The sequence below is a fragment of the Pseudomonas sp. EL_65y_Pfl2_R96 genome, from assembly GCF_963970905.1.
In the GTDB taxonomy this organism is placed as follows: domain Bacteria; phylum Pseudomonadota; class Gammaproteobacteria; order Pseudomonadales; family Pseudomonadaceae; genus Aquipseudomonas.
Window position 1 is genome coordinate 20,043 of record NZ_CAXAQH010000021.1, and the last position, 15,311, is coordinate 35,353.

A 15,311-nucleotide genomic window follows, 5' to 3' on the forward strand; every position below is an offset into this window, starting at 1 on the left:
GTCGCGGTCATGACCGAGTTGTCGCAAGTGTCGGTGACGGCACTCAAGGGTGTCGGCGAAGCCATGGCCGAGAAACTGGCCAAGGTCGGCCTGGAGAACCTCCAGGACGTGCTGTTCCACCTGCCGTTGCGCTATCAGGACCGCACCCGTGTGGTCCCGATCGGCCATTTGCGACCCGGGCAAGACGCAGTCATCGAAGGCACCGTCAGCGGTGCCGACGTGGTCATGGGCCGGCGCCGCAGCCTGGTTGTCCGTCTGCAGGACGGCACCGGCGGGCTCAGCCTGCGCTTCTACCACTTCAGCAACGCCCAGAAAGAAGGCCTGAAACGCGGCACGCGCATTCGCTGCTACGGCGAAGCGCGGCCCGGTGCGTCGGGGCTGGAGATCTACCACCCGGAATACCGCGCCATCACCGGCGACGAACCGCCGCCGGTGGATGAAACCCTGACCCCGGTCTACCCGCTCACAGAAGGCCTGACCCAACAACGCTTGCGTCAGTTGTGCATGCAAACCCTGACCCTGCTCGGCCCCAGCAGCCTGCCCGACTGGCTGCCGACCGAACTGGCCCGGGACTACCAACTGGCACCGCTGGCCGATGCGATCCGCTACCTGCATCACCCGCCCGCCGATGCCGACGTCGACGAACTCGCCCTCGGTCATCACTGGGCCCAGCACCGTTTGGCCTTCGAAGAACTGCTGACCCATCAACTGTCCCAGCAGCGCCTGCGCGAGAGCATGCGTGCCTTGCGCGCGCCGGCCATGCCGAAAGCCACCAAGCTGCCCGCCCAGTATCTGGCCAACCTCGGCTTCACCCCAACCGGCGCCCAGCAACGGGTCGGCAACGAAATCGCTTACGACCTCAGCCAGCACGAACCGATGCTACGGCTGATTCAGGGCGACGTTGGCGCCGGCAAAACCGTGGTCGCCGCCCTCGCCGCACTTCAGGCGCTGGAAGCGGGTTATCAAGTCGCATTGATGGCGCCTACCGAAATCCTCGCCGAGCAGCACTTCATCACCTTCAAGCGCTGGCTCGAACCGCTGGGCATCGAAGTCGCGTGGCTGGCCGGCAAGCTCAAGGGCAAAAACCGCGTGGCCGCGCTGGAGCAGATCGCGGGCGGCGCGCCGATGGTGGTCGGCACCCACGCGCTGTTCCAGGACGAAGTGCAGTTCAAGAACCTGGCGCTGGCGATCATCGACGAACAGCACCGCTTCGGCGTGCAGCAGCGTCTGGCATTGCGGCAGAAAGGCGTCGGCGGGCGGATGTGTCCGCACCAGCTGATCATGACCGCCACGCCGATTCCACGGACGCTGGCCATGAGTGCCTACGCCGACCTCGACACCTCGATCCTCGACGAACTGCCCCCCGGCCGTACCCCGGTGAACACGGTGCTGGTCACCGACACCCGGCGCGTCGAAGTGATCGAACGGGTTCGCGGCGCCTGTGCCGAAGGGCGTCAGGCCTACTGGGTGTGCACGCTGATCGAAGAGTCTGAAGAACTGACCTGTCAGGCCGCCGAAACCACCTATGAAGACCTCACCGCCGCCCTCGGCGAGTTGAAAGTCGGCTTGATCCACGGCCGTATGAAGCCCGCCGAGAAAGCCGCGGTGATGGCCGAGTTCAAGGCCGGCAACCTGCAATTGCTGGTCGCCACCACCGTGATCGAAGTCGGCGTCGATGTGCCCAACGCCAGCCTGATGATCATCGAAAACCCCGAGCGTCTCGGCCTTGCACAGCTGCACCAACTGCGCGGCCGCGTCGGCCGGGGCAGTGCCGTCAGCCATTGCGTGCTGCTTTACCATCCGCCGCTGTCGCAGATCGGCCGTCAGCGGCTAGGCATCATGCGCGAAACCAACGATGGTTTTGTCATCGCCGAAAAAGACCTCGAACTGCGCGGCCCCGGCGAAATGCTCGGTACGCGCCAGACCGGCCTGCTGCAATTCAAGGTCGCCGATCTGATGCGCGACGCCGACTTGCTGCCCGCCGTGCGCGACGCCGCCCAGGCCTTGCTCGAACGCTGGCCGGATCACGTCAGCCCGCTGCTCGACCGCTGGCTACGCCATGGGCAGCAATACGGCCAAGTGTGAGCACTGTCGCAGTTTCTGGACCCTGGCTTCAAACAAGCTGGTTATACTCCTGCAATTGTTTGCAAACGGATACAGACCATGACCGACGTTGCCCTCGCACCCGCCACCCCGCACGCTCCGTCGGTTATTCGGCTACTGCTTGGCAAGCTGGGCATCGCCTACGAAGAAGTCCTGGACCATCACGGCCTGAACACCGCGCGTAAAGTGCAGGCTGTTTTGCTGGATGACGCCGTGGGCGCGCTGATGGTGTTGTTCCCACAGAACCAACTGCTGGACCTCAACCGCCTCGCCGAACTCACCGGCCGCCGATTGACCGCCGTCTCTACCGAGCGCCTGGAAAAGATGCTCGGCAAACACAGCCTGAGCCTGCTGCCCGGCCTGCCGGCGCTCACCAGCTCGCCGTGCCTGTATGAAGAAAGCCTGCTGCGCGAACCGACGTTGCTGATCAACTCGGGCGAGCCGGGCGTGCTGCTGGAAATCACCAGCGACGATTTCAAAACCATGCTCACCAAGGCCAGCGCCGCCAACTTCGGCGAAGCCGTGAACAGCATCCGCCCGAACCTCGACCGCCCCGACGATGACCGCAAGGAAATCACCCAGGCCGTGCAAGCGTTCACCGCGCGGCGCATTCAGCAACGCCTGGAAGCGACCATCGAAATTCCGCCGCTGGCCGAAACCGCGCAGAAAATCATCAAACTGCGGGTCGACCCCAACGCCACCATCGACGACATCACCGGCGTGGTCGAAACCGACCCGGCCCTGGCCGCACAAGTCGTCAGCTGGGCAGCGTCGCCGTATTACGCCTCGCCGGGCAAGATTCGCTCAGTGGAAGACGCCATCGTGCGGGTGCTGGGTTTCGACCTGGTGATCAACCTGGCGCTGGGCCTGGCCCTGGGCAAAACCCTGAGCCTGCCCAAAGACCACCCGCAACACACCACGCCGTACTGGCAGCAATCGATCTACACCGCCGCCGTCATCGAAGGCCTGACCCGCGCCATGCCCCGCGCCCAGCGCCCGGAAGCCGGCCTGACCTACCTCGCCGGCCTGCTGCACAACTTCGGCTACCTGCTGTTGGCCCACGTATTTCCGCCGCACTTCTCGCTGATCTGCCGCCACCTGGAGGTCAACCCGCACCTGTGCCACAGCTACGTGGAACAACACCTGCTGGGCATCAGCCGCGAACAGATCGGCTCATGGCTGATGCGCTACTGGGACATGCCCGAAGAACTGGCCACCGCCCTGCGCTTCCAGCACGACCCAAGCTACGACGGCGACTACGCCGAATACCCGAACCTCGTGTGCCTGGCCGTACGCCTGCTGCGCAGCCGCGGCATCGGCTCCGGGCCGGATGAAGACATCCCCGATGCCCTGCTGGAACGCGTCGGCCTGACTCGTGACAAGGCCAACGATGTGGTCAGCAAAGTCCTCGAAGCCGAAGTGCTGCTGCGCGAACTGGCTTCGCAATTCAGCCAGGCCTAAAAGCATCGCGGGCAAGCCACGCTCCCACAGGATTTAGGCGATCCCTGTGGGAGCGGGCTTGCCCGCGATGAATTCCCCGCCGATCTACCTGATCACCACAACCCCTGTGGCGAGGGAGCTTGCTCCCGCTCGACTGCGCAGCAGTCGCAACCCAGCCAACGCGGTGTGTCAGATACAACCGAGGTCTCAGGCTTCAGGGCCGCTTCGCAGCCCAGCGGGAGCAAGCTCCCTCGCCACAGGATTAATCATCGACCTCAAGCCTCAGGCTTAGCCTTCCTAGGCTTCAAATACTTGGTCAACCCCTGAAACCAGATCACCAGCGCCGGGTTGCCCTTGATCTGAATCGACTTGTCCTGAATCCCCGTCATAAACGCCAACTGCTTGTTCTTCGCCTGCATCGTGGCAAAGCCATACGCCGCGTCCTTGAACGCAATCGCAAACGCCGGCTCCGCATACACCCCAGCCTTGCTGGTAATGCGCTGATCCTTCACCACGAAATGCCGAGCCACCTTCCCGTCCAGGGTCTGTAGCTGAAACACCAACGCCTTATCACCCAACTGCTGCTGAAACGAAGGATTAGTCCGACTGGCCTTACCCATCAACAAACCCAGCATCCACAGAAGAAAACGAAATTTCATGCGCACAGCCTCAAAAGAAAAATGAACGGCCGGCGCAGTGTAGCCGCTTCAAGCCAGAACGCCACCATCGAGTTGCGTTAGAAGAAGATGAACCGCTTTTCCCGCATGATGACCGCCAAGTCACGCTTTGCGTTTCACTCTGAAGGACCCGCCCTACACCTGATGAAACACATTCCTGTAGGAGCTGCCGAAGGCTGCGATCTTTTGATCTTGATGCCCTCAAACCTCTCGGACATTTCCTTCAAAACGCCGGGCTGTCCATGAACTAGGCAGCCCTCACCTTCACCGATAACCTCTGTCCGTCACCGCAAAATCGGTGATTCGGACGTGCAAGTCCGGCCTGGTGCACAATCGTTTATGGCTATTCATCGAGTGTTTTCTTATGCTCGCGAATCGTTATGGCGACTGTGCGTGGGAGACCTTCGGGTCTGCCGGATACTCCGGGCCGGTCTTGCACACCTATGCACAGTTGCCACCTCTTTCGAAGTGCGAGCGAAACGGTGTCAGCTCCTATTACCGGAAGATACCTATGATCAAGCCAACACCGAATCCCCCAGAAAACCCAGCCACATCCCCCTACGAATCCTTCGATTCCAGAAAACTCCACGAAGCCGCCGAACGCGCCCTCGACCACCATTTCGCCCCGCCACCCAACGAAAAACCCAAGCGCAAAGGCAAGCTCTTCACCGTCTCCCCCGACATCGACACCGAAGCCCTCCTGGCCAACGCCTCAGAAGACCTGAAGTCCATCAGCGCCATCGCCGCCGACCTGGCCGACGACATCGAAGGCACCCGCCGCTCAGTCGCCCTGGCGCTCAGCAGAATGGCGGATGGGGCTCATCTGATGGTGGAAGGCGCGCTCGATCACATCGAGTTGAAGGAGTACGGGGTTAAGCCGTAGCAAAATCGCAGACGAAAAAAAGGGGACATTACGTCCCCTTTCTCGATCTTCATTACCAGCCCGGGCTAGCGAAAGTCTTCTGCGCTTTTAGGACGTGACTGCAACCCTTGGAGCGCTGCCCGGTTGATATAAGAATAACTTCCCGCACCGCAACGCTGCCTGAACACAAGCTTGTCATCCTTGAGCACGGTCAGATAACTGACAAAGGCTTGGTTAACGAGGTAGGTGTAAGGACCAGTTTTGAACTTGATAATGTTCAGGTTCACGCTGCCTTCCGACGCATTCACAACAAAGAACTTGCCCTTGGGCGGTAAGGCACTCTTCGGATAGATCATCTCTATTTTTCCCGGCACGCCATAACGGTACTGAACAGAACCGGCCGCAGGCTTGCTGTTTCCACGCGCACAAACAGAAACCGTTTTGCCGCCGGCCAACGGACAGCTGAAGTAAATATCTTCGTCATCCGAGCACAACGTTCCATCCTGCCCGCCCTTCAATGGCGCGGTCTCTTGCGAGACGCGCTCCGGCGTTTGTGCGACATCGGCACAATTGGACAGGCACACCAGCTTCGAAAGATCCGGAACATCGCTTTCAGTAAACAGGTACGTCGCAGAACCGTCGCGGTTGCGGGCGTGGTAAACGGGGACGCTGACGGCCAGACCTTTGGCCGATACGGGCACCACAGAATCCTTCCCCGAGACGACCCAGCCTTCGGCACCACCGCACAACTCTTCCAAAGCGGCGTCACTGAAAGGCTCACTACCTGGGTTTGTGAACGGACTGGAGTTTCCTCGGCAGTCATAGCCATGCCAGTACGGCCCCGTCTCAGCCATGTCTATCGAAAAAATATACGCACCGTCGAGCACCACCCTGCCGTTGTTATAGGTAAAAACCAACCAACGACGCGACTTCGCCTGGGAGTAATTTTCGTCCTCGAGGATGTACCGCTCTCCATCTCGATACAGCCAGAAACCACTCATAGCCCCTGCCGACTCCGCGGTCTCGGACAGTCGTTTCCCGGAGGCGACGTCCACCAGGAAAAAATTGCTATCGAGCCTCAACACGCAATCGCTACCAGCACTCTTGCAGGACTTGAGTGCCGGGAACATCGGTTGCGCAGCCACAGGCAAAGAACAAAGTAACAACGCCAGCAACAGTAATTTTTTCAACATGCCTCCCTGGTTACAAACTCATTCCTGATCGAACAAAACGCTGCCGCTCGGTAACGCCTCCTGCGTTTTTAAAGCGAATAATCCATCACTTCTTCCAACCGCCAACATTGCCCACGAACAAACCGGTACTCGAAGACATAATCGGTATCCGGCTTCTGCAGGATCGCCGTGGCGTTGTTGCCCCGCTCTTCCTTGACGGTCAACGTAAGACCATCGGCCTCTCGTTTCACGCGATCCGGGATGATTGGAAACTTGATCTGATCGCCGCTGACACTGCGCTTTTCCATCTCAGGCTCGGGATCGCCGGCCACGGTGGTGACCATTTGCAGCGGCTGTTGTACGAATGCTTTTTGCACGTCTGTGCGCTCGGAGAAGGCTGCGAGGAACGTGGAAAATTCGGTTGAGGGACAAGTGACATTAGCCACGTCACCACCGGTTTTCAGAGGTTCTCGGATCAGGCCAAGTTGTTGTTTCTGATCCGCAATCATCTTTTCATCCTGGGCCGCCAGAAACTTCTTAATACTCGCCGCATCTTTGTATGCGCACTCCACGTCTATCCCTTTATCCAAATCGCGACCTTCGTAACAGTTCTGCAATTCCGGGGGATAGGCATTGCCGCGAAGAAACTCCAACGACAATCGGTCGCCATTCTTCACGAGGTGCAGCTCTTGGGTTGAATAGGAAACACCTTGGAATCGATTGTTCGACTCAGGTGTTTCCGTCAGAACAAACATGGACTTCCCCGCTCGCTCAGGGAATTTGCGCTCGAAGAAGAACACCGAGGCAATTTGTTCGCCTTCGACCTTCCACACATAATTCAGCGAAGGCTTCACCGCATTCATGGGTGCGTAGAAAATTTCAGCATCAGGCACATGCACGTCCCCAACCTGACCTTTAAGGTTGTTCTTCAAAAAGAACACCGTGATCTTTTGATCACCCAACGAAGCAACCACCGGCGGATGCAGCTCGCCGATGGTTTGTGGGTCACTTGCCGATGCCGGTTGAGCCGACAAACCGACCATGCATCCGAGCGCAGCAATAAAACTTAAGAGCCTGGCCAATTCCACCCACTTCCTTATTGATCAATCTTCAAATGTTTACGCTGATGGTTTCACGCTGCCTCAGGTGCGCCGCACTTCAGTTCTTTGATTTGCTCATTCTGAATCGGAATCACGCATGAGAGCTGCTTCTCTCCGTCCCCACGAAGCTCGAACAAGCTGAGCGTCAGGTGTAAACCATCGGCAGCAAATGCGTGATTATCAAACAAGGCACTGGCATAGCCATCCCAAAACGATTTGCCGTCAAAACTGCAAAACCGCTCGGAGGACAGCACTCTCCAGCCGCCGTTGGGCGCCAGAATCTGAACCGTCAAACAAGGGTTGCCAAAGGTGCTGACATAACGCGCCACGACATCGCCGAAGCGCTGGGAGCCGGACAGGAACACCTTGTTGAGATCAACCACATTACCCGGCTCATCAGCGACGATAGTGTCCAGATAAGCCGCACGCTCCAGGCTCATTCTGGCCATGCAGTTGTTGATAGTCGTAACATGCAGCGCCACACCGGGCTCGCTTTCCGTGGCTTCGAGCGGGCACGTGGTGTCGCGCAGCTTGATCCACGCGCGCTGGGCCTCTCTGGTCATCGCCATCAACGCCTTGCCCTGTTCAGGGTCGCGCCGCTGCTGAGACTCGAACCGCGCAAGCAGTTTCTTGTAACTAGCATTGAGCTGTGCGTCGGCTTCTTTGCGTGCCGCTTCCACGCACAGATCGATCTGCCAGCTCACGGTGGTCTCTTTGCATTCGTCCTTGGCCATCGCGATGGAGGCAAACAGGCATCCAAAGGAAAACGCGATAAACCGGATTAACATGTTCAATTTTTCAGTCCCTGATTTTCAGATCGCGCAGTTACGCGTTGCGGAATTTTCTGCGCCTTGCCTTCTGCGCTCATCGCGTCGCGGTACTGGCGGTAATAGCGCTGCGCTTCGTCCTTGCGACCAAGGCGCCACAGTGAATCAGCCATGTTCAACATCAACACCGTGCGCTTGCCGACCGCCTCGACGCCTCGATAAAACTTCAGTGCAAACTCATCGTTACCGCCCTCGGCCAGGTAAAAACCCAGGTCGTTGAACGCCTGAACATTTTGCGCCGGGGGATGACACGCCATGTAGGATTCCGGACTTAAAAAGCTCAGGCTCCATTCGATGGACTCTGCGCGGGACTGCGCCGGCTCGATGCCCGAGACATGTTTCAGCAGGTCCTTTGGGGACTGCGTCTCCAGGGCGGGATTGAGCACTTCGCCGTCTGCGGAAACCCACTGATTGCCTACCCATTTACCGACACAAAAGCTGGCAGAACGCTCAGCCAGCACGCAACCGGTCTCCATCGAGATCACATCGCAATGCTGTTGCGATACCAGTTTTTCTTCACCACTCTCGACCGACAACATGCCGAAGCTCACCGGGTCGAGCAACAAGGTTTTCTTGTCAGGACTGAGCCAGTCGGAGTGCCCATCGGCGCCAACGTCGGAGCCGAAGAGTGGGAAGGTTTTGCCGTTTGCGGTGAACCATGCGGTCGCCGACTCCACACCGGGCATCGTCCATTTTGTCGCTCGAAACGTCACTGTGCGCCCGTCGATACCGACTATTGGCGGATCTTCGGCAAAGGCACTGGCGGCGATGAACAGACTGCCGATCATCAGCACCCACTTAAGGCTGGCCATAGCCGATCCTTTTCACTGCAGGGCTTTCCGATTGCAGCTGCCTCTCCGTGACGCCATAAACCTCGATGAGCCCTTCCCAAGAACCTTTCGATCCAAACGACCGATAGCTATTGCTGTAGCTGTAATGCTCTAACCGTCCGGCCGTCGAGTAGTAACCGCGCCATTCAGGGCAGGATCCGCACCCGCCATAACCGCCAATTGAAACTAGGCTGCCCTTGGTTCCTTTCACGCAATCCATCGCCACGACCACGTTACTCAACATCTTCGTCTTCGCACCGTCGGACGTGAGCTGTGAAACTTTGTCGATGTTGCGCCGAAGCACTTTGCCGCCGATGTTGATTGTCTGGTCGGAACAGACCGGGATTACATGGGTTTCCGTGTCTTCCACCGTTACTGTTCGGCAAGACGAGACCAGCACCACTTCGACGCCGCCACACTGCATCACATCGCGCTGGGTATAAGCATCCGCTGGCGCAGCGAAAGCCGGGAACGAGAGCAGCAATGACAGGCCGCCGGCAAAAAAAAACTGATTCATTGAGTATTCCTTGTCGCCGTCAACCGGCCTTGTTGTCCCGCCAGACACTTTGCGTAGCCGTCGGCGATACCGGCTCATCTCATCAGCCTTAATCAAGCGGCGGCGATTCTGCGTCAACCATCGTCAGCAGTCGAAACTCGTTGTCCACAAACTCGTAGTAACGGTCCCGGTTACGGCTTTCCAGCGCATTCCCCTGGGCGTCTTCTTCGCCGTCGAGCGTCAGGCCAGAAACGATGATCAAGCGGCTATCGGGCTGGTAGACCATATAGAAAGTGTTGCCGTCGTAAGCATTTGGCAGCCCGCCGGTAACCTCTCCGGTGCGCGCGTCCAGCACTTCGCCGCAAATGGCGCCGCCGCCACAGCCGAGCCGGTGCAGGATGTAATGGCCGGCGAAGTTGACTTTGCCCTGGAGGGCTTTGGCTCGGGCGCTGTCCATCGCTGGACTGCTGTTTTCCTGCGGCACAAGTTCATGATGAGTGCCGGTGAAAACAGGTGTAACGCTGTATTCCTTGAAGTCTGGTTCGGCGGCGAACACCAGGGATGTGGAAGCTGCCAAGAGGCTGGCAAATAGAATGGCAAATCCTTTCACGTTGTTACTCCATCGGTGTGATGCATCGCCGGCATGCTCATTGGAAAGCAATGCTGCGCACGGCGGTCTTGATTTGTTCGAACCCTTCGGTGCTTATCGCCAGTGGGGTGGCTGAACCTGATTCGGCTGAGCCGATCAGCACCTGCTCGCCTTGAGTCAGGCAGAAGGCGATACGGCTGAACTGAGGTTGTTGCTTGTGGTGGTAGCCGATGATGAACCCTGACGACTTCCCCTCCAGTGACACAAACGTATAAGTTTGCGGGTCACCCGCCAACGGCGTTGGCAGCCAACCGTGATCGGTCAGGGTCGCCGGGCATTTGCGGTCGTTGCTCTCGCGCAGCAATTGCAGTTCGATCGTTTCATCCGACGGCGGCTTCTGAGTCGTCAGAGTGGAAAAGCTGCCGACGTTTTCACACATGACCCCGAACCACGTCTGGCTCAGGTTTGCCGACTTCGCGAAATTCCATTCATAGCCGCTCGACGTCTGCGCTTGCGACAAGTGAGGTGCGCGGGATGTTTCGGGCAGCTGTTTTGCCGCGACAAACACCAGATCGGGCGAGTTGAACTGCAGCCATTGATCTTGCGAAAGCGTCATCGAGAAACGGCAAGGCGTCATGTCGACCGAGGCTTCGACTGGCCCTTGAGCAACCGGCGATTGACCTGTCGCATTGCCGACCATCACGGTATCTGCGGCAACGGCGTGGCCCGTATGAGCAAGCGCGAACAAACCAGGCAGCAACCCGTGGAGGTATCGAGGTTTCACTTCATATCCTTCGAATTCATCAGTTCCAACTCACCATCGCGATACAACACCTCATACCCCATCCACGCCGGATCAACCTGCGGCATCACCGCCGACGGTTTGCGCAGCTCCCGCAACAACGTCGAGCCATGCGACAAGCGCCCACCCATCCGCGCTATCACCGCCCGCGCCGCTTGGTAGTGCGCATGTCGCCCCGGATCGAGGGTGTCTTCGAGCAAAATGTCATCGCCAAGAATGCCCTGCACCTGCCCCGGATAAATCATGAACCCGGTCGCCTGTTCGACCCCTTCGCGACCGTCCTGCCAGAAGCTGCCGTCGCGGGTACGGATGTCCGGGTGTGGCGCGAACCAGTGTTCGCGGTCGGCCAGCGGCATGGCGTGGTGCAGGCGGAAGAAGATTCGCATCAGGTTGTCGCGATACCACTCGCGCACTTGCAGGTAGTAACCGCGCAGGCCCGGCAGGCCGGTCGAATGGGCCACACGGATAAGCCCCGACCATTGCGGGAAGGCCTGTAACGGCAAGTCAGTCGGCGCCGGGCGTTGCGTGGCCGGATCGGTCTCCCACGGCAGCCGATGAGGGCTGTTTTCGAGGTTGTCGTAAGCGGTCGGCGGACGCCCGAGCCAATCGCCGCCACTGCTGGCCAGCGCCGTGGCGATGCACAGGTTGCCTTGCACCACGAACACGTAAAACCGGGTGAACCAGTCCGCCAGTTGCTGGCCATCGGCACCTTGCGCGACGAGTTCGGCCAGCTCCTGATCGAAGCGCTGCAAGCCGTGTTCAAGGCTCAGCAAGTGCCCGCGTCCAATGCGCTGCATGCGCAGGAACAACGGCACCGAACGCAGCAGCCGCAACGGTTGCCATGGCAGATGCGGGGTCGCGCCACCGACTTCACCGGCGTAGTTGCTGGCGCTGATGCCCCAGTCGGCGAGTCGGGCGAGGAACAGATCATTGTTGATGTAGGAGGCGCCACCAAACACCGCAGTAAACGGCTCGTTGTCCTGCAACACCCGCACATCCCAACGCGCCATGATCGCCGGAATACTCGCTGCCGCGCGGCGCTGGGCGTACTCCACCAGCACGCTCGGTTGCGGCGGCAGGATCTCGGCAATGTTGGCGGCAGTCAGGTGCCGGCGCCAGCCGTAATCGCTGATCGGCCGGTATTGCAGCAACCACAGTTGCGTACCGTCCCAGGCCCATTCGACGTCGCCGGGCACGTAGTGGAATACGCGCAGCACGTCTTGCAGAAAGCGCCACAGCAGCTCTTCGGTCAAACCGTGGGACGGCGTGAACGTGCCACTGCGCCAGGCATCGCCAACCCGCGACAGCGTTGCCCGCGAGGGGCTGACGTGACCATCGGCCAACGACTCCAGATGGCCTTCAACCCATTCGAGTTCTACCGACAGGTGTCGGACAAACGCGATGCCCGAGATCTGTGGCGTGATGAAGCGCTGCACCACCACTTCCTCGACACCCTCGGCCGTCAATTCAGCGATGCGTGTCGGCACGTTGGCGCTCGGTTCACGCAGGAAGGTCGTGCTCAGACCGGCATTCGCCGAATCGGCCTGATCTTCGCCATAACTGGAGGAGCGCACCGCCCAGGTCGCGTCGAGTTGGGCGGCGAGAAAGGCTGGCAGATGCGGGTCATTGCAATCGTTGAGGGTCAGCGCCACCGGCACCGGTTGCCGGGCCAATTCAGCCAAGCGCAAACGCCCGCCCTTGGTGTGCGCCACAAAACCACGCTCGCCGGATTCCAGCCACTGCGCGAACTGCGCCGGCGCGTCGATCCACGGGTAATGGCCCCAACCGGGCTTCAGGCTGATGGTCAGGTCGGCGCGGGCCAGAATCGCCGACCATGCGGCGGCTTGTTCAATGCCGAGCACGTTGTCCTGATCGCCCCAAATCAGCTCGACCGGATCGGTGATCCACTCCAACAGCGGCAACGCGGTATCAGCACGAATCAGATCCCAGTGCGGCACAAACGCGCGGCAGCGGGCATAGCCGTCGCCCATGCGTTGGTACTGCACGGGCGTCCAGATCTGGTTGGAAAACTTGCGCGCGAACAGTGTCGGTTTGTTCGCCAGCAGCCAGTGAATGGTCTTGCGGATCGGCAGCGGCGACATCAGCGCCGGCAGCCGACGTTGCCAGAGAAATGCCCCCACCGGCGCCAATAAAACACTACGCGAAAAATGCCCAGGACGACGTTGCAGCGCGTGCAGCACCAATAGCGCATTGACCCCGACCGCCATGATCGCGCTGCCCTTTAGCGTCATCGCCAACAAGGTCTGCGCGTAGGCGGCAAGATCCTCGCAAGGTGGCTGCGGGTTGCTGCCAAAACCCGGCAGCTCCAGCGGCACCACGGTGTAGCGCTGAAAATGCGGCAACGCGTCATCCCACCAATCGGCGGCGCTGCCGTTGCCGGCCAGCAGATACATCAAGGGCTTGCTCATGGACAATCCTCAGGCCAGATCGCGCAGAGCCGCGTCGAGGGTCGGATAACGAAACGTGTAACCCGCCTCGCTCAAACGCTGGGGCACCACGCGCTGACCGTCGAAGAACAACTGCGCCATCTCCCCCGCCAGCGCGCGCACTGGCGCCGCAGGAACGTGGAACCACACCGGACGCTTGAGGACTTTGCCGACGTTCTCGGCAAACGCAGCCTGACTGACCGCCTCCGGCGCCACCAGGTTGTAAGTGCCGTGCAGACTTTCATCGTGGAAGGACCGAGCGATCACCTGAATCACATCATCGCGATGCACCCAACTCATGATCTGCTGACCATCGCCCATGCGCCCGCCGAACCCCAGACGAAACGGAATCAGCAACGGCAACAACGCGCCGCCCGGGCCGAACACCACGCCGAGGCGCAGCACTACCTGACGCACACCGAACTGCGTGGCCGGTTGCGCAGCCGCCTCCCAACGCGCGCAGAGTTCGGCCATGAAACCGTCGCCCTTGCTGGCCTGTTCATCGAGGCTTTCGCTGGCATCGCGCACACCGTAAAAACCAATGGCCGATGCCTGCACCCACAGCGCCGGTTTGTGCCGCGCATTCTTCAACCAGGTCATCAAGCTGTCGGTGGTGTTGACCCGGCTGGCGATCAATTGCGCCTGACGCTTGGGACTCCAGCGCGGCCCGGCGACTGGCGCCCCGGCCAGATTGATCACCACGTCGAAGGTTTCGTCGTAACCGAGTTTGCTCAGCGAACGCACGCAGCGCGCCCGGCCGTCGAACAGGTAAGCCGCCTTCAGCGGATCCCGCGCCAGCACGCTGACCGTGTGGCCGGCATCGAGCAATTGGTTGACCAGCGTTTCACCGATAAACCCGGTGCCGCCGGTCACCAGCACGCGCTTATAGGCCCCGCCCACGAACGGGTTCGACGGTTTGCCTTCGCGTTGCATGCGCAGCGCCGCCAAGCCGTCGCGAATACCCGAGGCAGTGACCCCGATAGCGAACAGCGTCAGCAACCAGCCACGCCAGCCAAAATCAATCGCGCTCAACCCCGTCGGCAAGCTCGCCCACTGCGCCAGTTGCACGCCATACAACGCGAAAAACGCCCCGCCATTCACCGCCAAAACGGTGTGCATGATCCGCTCGATGGCCGGCAGCTTGCGGCTCCGATCCTCGACCACGAAATCCCATAGCGTCAGGCAAATCTCCAGGGCAAACAGCAGCGCAATAACAATCGCCCACGTGCCCTGAAATGCCAGATGCGCCATGCCCAGAAACAGAATCCCGTAGAAACACGAACGCAACGCGTGGATAGACAGCTCAAGCCGCGCACTGTGTCGATAAGGCAGCGCGACGGTCAGTTCGTGGTGATACAGGGTATCCAGCGCCCCCAGAATGGCCTGGGCGATCAGCAATGTAACTGCCCAATCCAGGAGAGAAAAATCAGGCATGGCTGGCGTCACTCGATGTGTGTGTTGAGGCGGAGGTGCGGCGGTCGTGGCGATAAAGCCAGAACAGCGGCGGCAGCAAAGTGAGCAGCGCAAAACTGTCGAACCACAGGTGCGACCAGACCTGCGCCTGGAGGGAAATCAACATGTCCTGCGGCGCCCAGAGCACGATGCCGGCAATCAACCAGCCCCATGCCATGGGGGTTTTGAGTCGATGGCCGAGGTGCACGAGGGCGAGCATGTAGAGGGAATAGCTTTGCAACGTGGCGCCGAACAAGGCGAGCCACCACACTTGTTGCTCGCGGGCGGCGCTCGGCACCACGTCCGTCCAGAAGGCGTATTCGATGGTTTGCAGGTAGCCGTCGAGCAATCCCGAATGGCCGGCCCAGGTCAGCAGGATGCTGACGAGCAGATGCACCAGTGCGGCGGCATATAGCCAAACGACCAGAGCTTTGCGAAGGGTGTTTGAAGGGACTGGCATTCCGTGTCCTGGGGGCTTCCTTGAGGGGCGCAGTCTAAAGGAAAACGGGGCATT

General features: G+C 59.9%; 14 protein-coding genes. 3 read left to right on the forward strand and 11 right to left on the reverse strand.

From position 1 onward, the window contains the following. The first annotated feature begins 9 nt into the window (after positions 1–9). Both recG and AACY49_RS20085 read left to right on the forward strand, forming a co-directional pair. A complete protein-coding gene (gene recG / locus AACY49_RS20080; RefSeq protein ID WP_339525939.1) occupies positions 10–2,085 on the forward strand; it encodes an ATP-dependent DNA helicase RecG in 2,076 nt (691 codons plus the stop codon). A gap of 78 nt (positions 2,086–2,163) precedes the next feature. Continuing rightward, positions 2,164–3,564, forward strand: coding sequence for an aminoacyl-tRNA deacylase and HDOD domain-containing protein (locus AACY49_RS20085; RefSeq protein ID WP_258698114.1), 1,401 nt, complete (start codon positions 2,164–2,166; stop codon positions 3,562–3,564). Between the two features lie 254 nt (positions 3,565–3,818). Here AACY49_RS20085 and AACY49_RS20090 read toward each other — a convergent pair whose 3' ends face one another. Further along, positions 3,819–4,202, reverse strand: coding sequence for a helicase (locus tag AACY49_RS20090; RefSeq protein ID WP_339525941.1), 384 nt, complete (start codon positions 4,200–4,202; stop codon positions 3,819–3,821). Between the two features lie 529 nt (positions 4,203–4,731). On the opposite strand from AACY49_RS20090, the gene AACY49_RS20095 reads away from it, so the two are divergent. Beyond that, on the forward strand, positions 4,732–5,103 hold the full coding sequence (locus AACY49_RS20095; RefSeq protein WP_320392625.1) for a DUF6124 family protein: 372 nt from the start codon (positions 4,732–4,734) through the stop codon (positions 5,101–5,103). A gap of 65 nt (positions 5,104–5,168) precedes the next feature. Here AACY49_RS20095 and AACY49_RS20100 read toward each other — a convergent pair whose 3' ends face one another. From AACY49_RS20100 to AACY49_RS20145, 10 genes are all read right to left on the reverse strand, one after another. After that, on the reverse strand, positions 5,169–6,275 hold the full coding sequence (locus AACY49_RS20100; protein ID WP_339525944.1) for a hypothetical protein: 1,107 nt from the start codon (positions 6,273–6,275) through the stop codon (positions 5,169–5,171). A 68-nt stretch (positions 6,276–6,343) separates the two neighbouring features. Next, positions 6,344–7,342, reverse strand: a complete 999-nt coding sequence (locus AACY49_RS20105) for a hypothetical protein (protein ID WP_339525946.1) — start codon at positions 7,340–7,342, stop codon at positions 6,344–6,346. A gap of 44 nt (positions 7,343–7,386) precedes the next feature. After that, a complete protein-coding gene (locus AACY49_RS20110; protein ID WP_339526042.1) occupies positions 7,387–8,142 on the reverse strand; it encodes a lysozyme inhibitor LprI family protein in 756 nt (251 codons plus the stop codon). 2 nt (positions 8,143–8,144) lie between these two features. Continuing rightward, complete coding sequence (locus tag AACY49_RS20115) at positions 8,145–8,993, reverse strand: tetratricopeptide repeat protein (protein ID WP_258698119.1); 849 nt, start codon at positions 8,991–8,993, stop codon at positions 8,145–8,147. Next, positions 8,980–9,528, reverse strand: a complete 549-nt coding sequence (locus AACY49_RS20120; protein ID WP_339525948.1) for a hypothetical protein — start codon at positions 9,526–9,528, stop codon at positions 8,980–8,982. The genes AACY49_RS20115 and AACY49_RS20120 overlap by 14 nt, the downstream gene beginning before the upstream one ends. Positions 9,529–9,616: 88 nt before the next feature. Then, positions 9,617–10,117, reverse strand: coding sequence for a hypothetical protein (locus tag AACY49_RS20125; RefSeq protein ID WP_339525950.1), 501 nt, complete (start codon positions 10,115–10,117; stop codon positions 9,617–9,619). Between the two features lie 37 nt (positions 10,118–10,154). Then, positions 10,155–10,844, reverse strand: a complete 690-nt coding sequence (locus AACY49_RS20130) for a hypothetical protein (protein WP_339525952.1) — start codon at positions 10,842–10,844, stop codon at positions 10,155–10,157. A gap of 32 nt (positions 10,845–10,876) precedes the next feature. Next, complete coding sequence (locus tag AACY49_RS20135; RefSeq protein WP_339525954.1) at positions 10,877–13,327, reverse strand: alpha/beta hydrolase; 2,451 nt, start codon at positions 13,325–13,327, stop codon at positions 10,877–10,879. Positions 13,328–13,336: 9 nt separating this feature from the next. Beyond that, positions 13,337–14,779 carry a TIGR01777 family oxidoreductase gene (locus AACY49_RS20140; RefSeq protein WP_339525956.1) on the reverse strand — a complete coding sequence of 481 codons (1,443 nt, stop codon included), beginning with the start codon at positions 14,777–14,779 and terminating at the stop codon, positions 13,337–13,339. After that, positions 14,772–15,257 carry a cell division protein gene (locus AACY49_RS20145; protein WP_339525958.1) on the reverse strand — a complete coding sequence of 162 codons (486 nt, stop codon included), beginning with the start codon at positions 15,255–15,257 and terminating at the stop codon, positions 14,772–14,774. The genes AACY49_RS20140 and AACY49_RS20145 overlap by 8 nt, the downstream gene beginning before the upstream one ends. Positions 15,258–15,311 lie beyond the last annotated feature (54 nt).

Bases quoted from the DNA above. Each gene is read 5' to 3' on its own strand.
- recG (WP_339525939.1), top strand. From the start codon at position 10: ATGACCGAGTTGTCGCAAGTGTCGGTGACGGCACTCAAGGGTGTCGGC.
- AACY49_RS20085 (WP_258698114.1), top strand. From the start codon at position 2,164: ATGACCGACGTTGCCCTCGCACCCGCCACCCCGCACGCTCCGTCGGTT.
- AACY49_RS20090 (WP_339525941.1), bottom strand. From the start codon at position 4,202: ATGAAATTTCGTTTTCTTCTGTGGATGCTGGGTTTGTTGATGGGTAAG.
- AACY49_RS20095 (WP_320392625.1), top strand. From the start codon at position 4,732: ATGATCAAGCCAACACCGAATCCCCCAGAAAACCCAGCCACATCCCCC.
- AACY49_RS20100 (WP_339525944.1), bottom strand. From the start codon at position 6,275: ATGTTGAAAAAATTACTGTTGCTGGCGTTGTTACTTTGTTCTTTGCCT.
- AACY49_RS20110 (WP_339526042.1), bottom strand. From the start codon at position 8,142: ATGTTAATCCGGTTTATCGCGTTTTCCTTTGGATGCCTGTTTGCCTCC.
- AACY49_RS20115 (WP_258698119.1), bottom strand. From the start codon at position 8,993: ATGGCCAGCCTTAAGTGGGTGCTGATGATCGGCAGTCTGTTCATCGCC.
- AACY49_RS20120 (WP_339525948.1), bottom strand. From the start codon at position 9,528: ATGAATCAGTTTTTTTTTGCCGGCGGCCTGTCATTGCTGCTCTCGTTC.
- AACY49_RS20135 (WP_339525954.1), bottom strand. From the start codon at position 13,327: ATGAGCAAGCCCTTGATGTATCTGCTGGCCGGCAACGGCAGCGCCGCC.
- AACY49_RS20140 (WP_339525956.1), bottom strand. From the start codon at position 14,779: ATGCCTGATTTTTCTCTCCTGGATTGGGCAGTTACATTGCTGATCGCC.
- AACY49_RS20145 (WP_339525958.1), bottom strand. From the start codon at position 15,257: ATGCCAGTCCCTTCAAACACCCTTCGCAAAGCTCTGGTCGTTTGGCTA.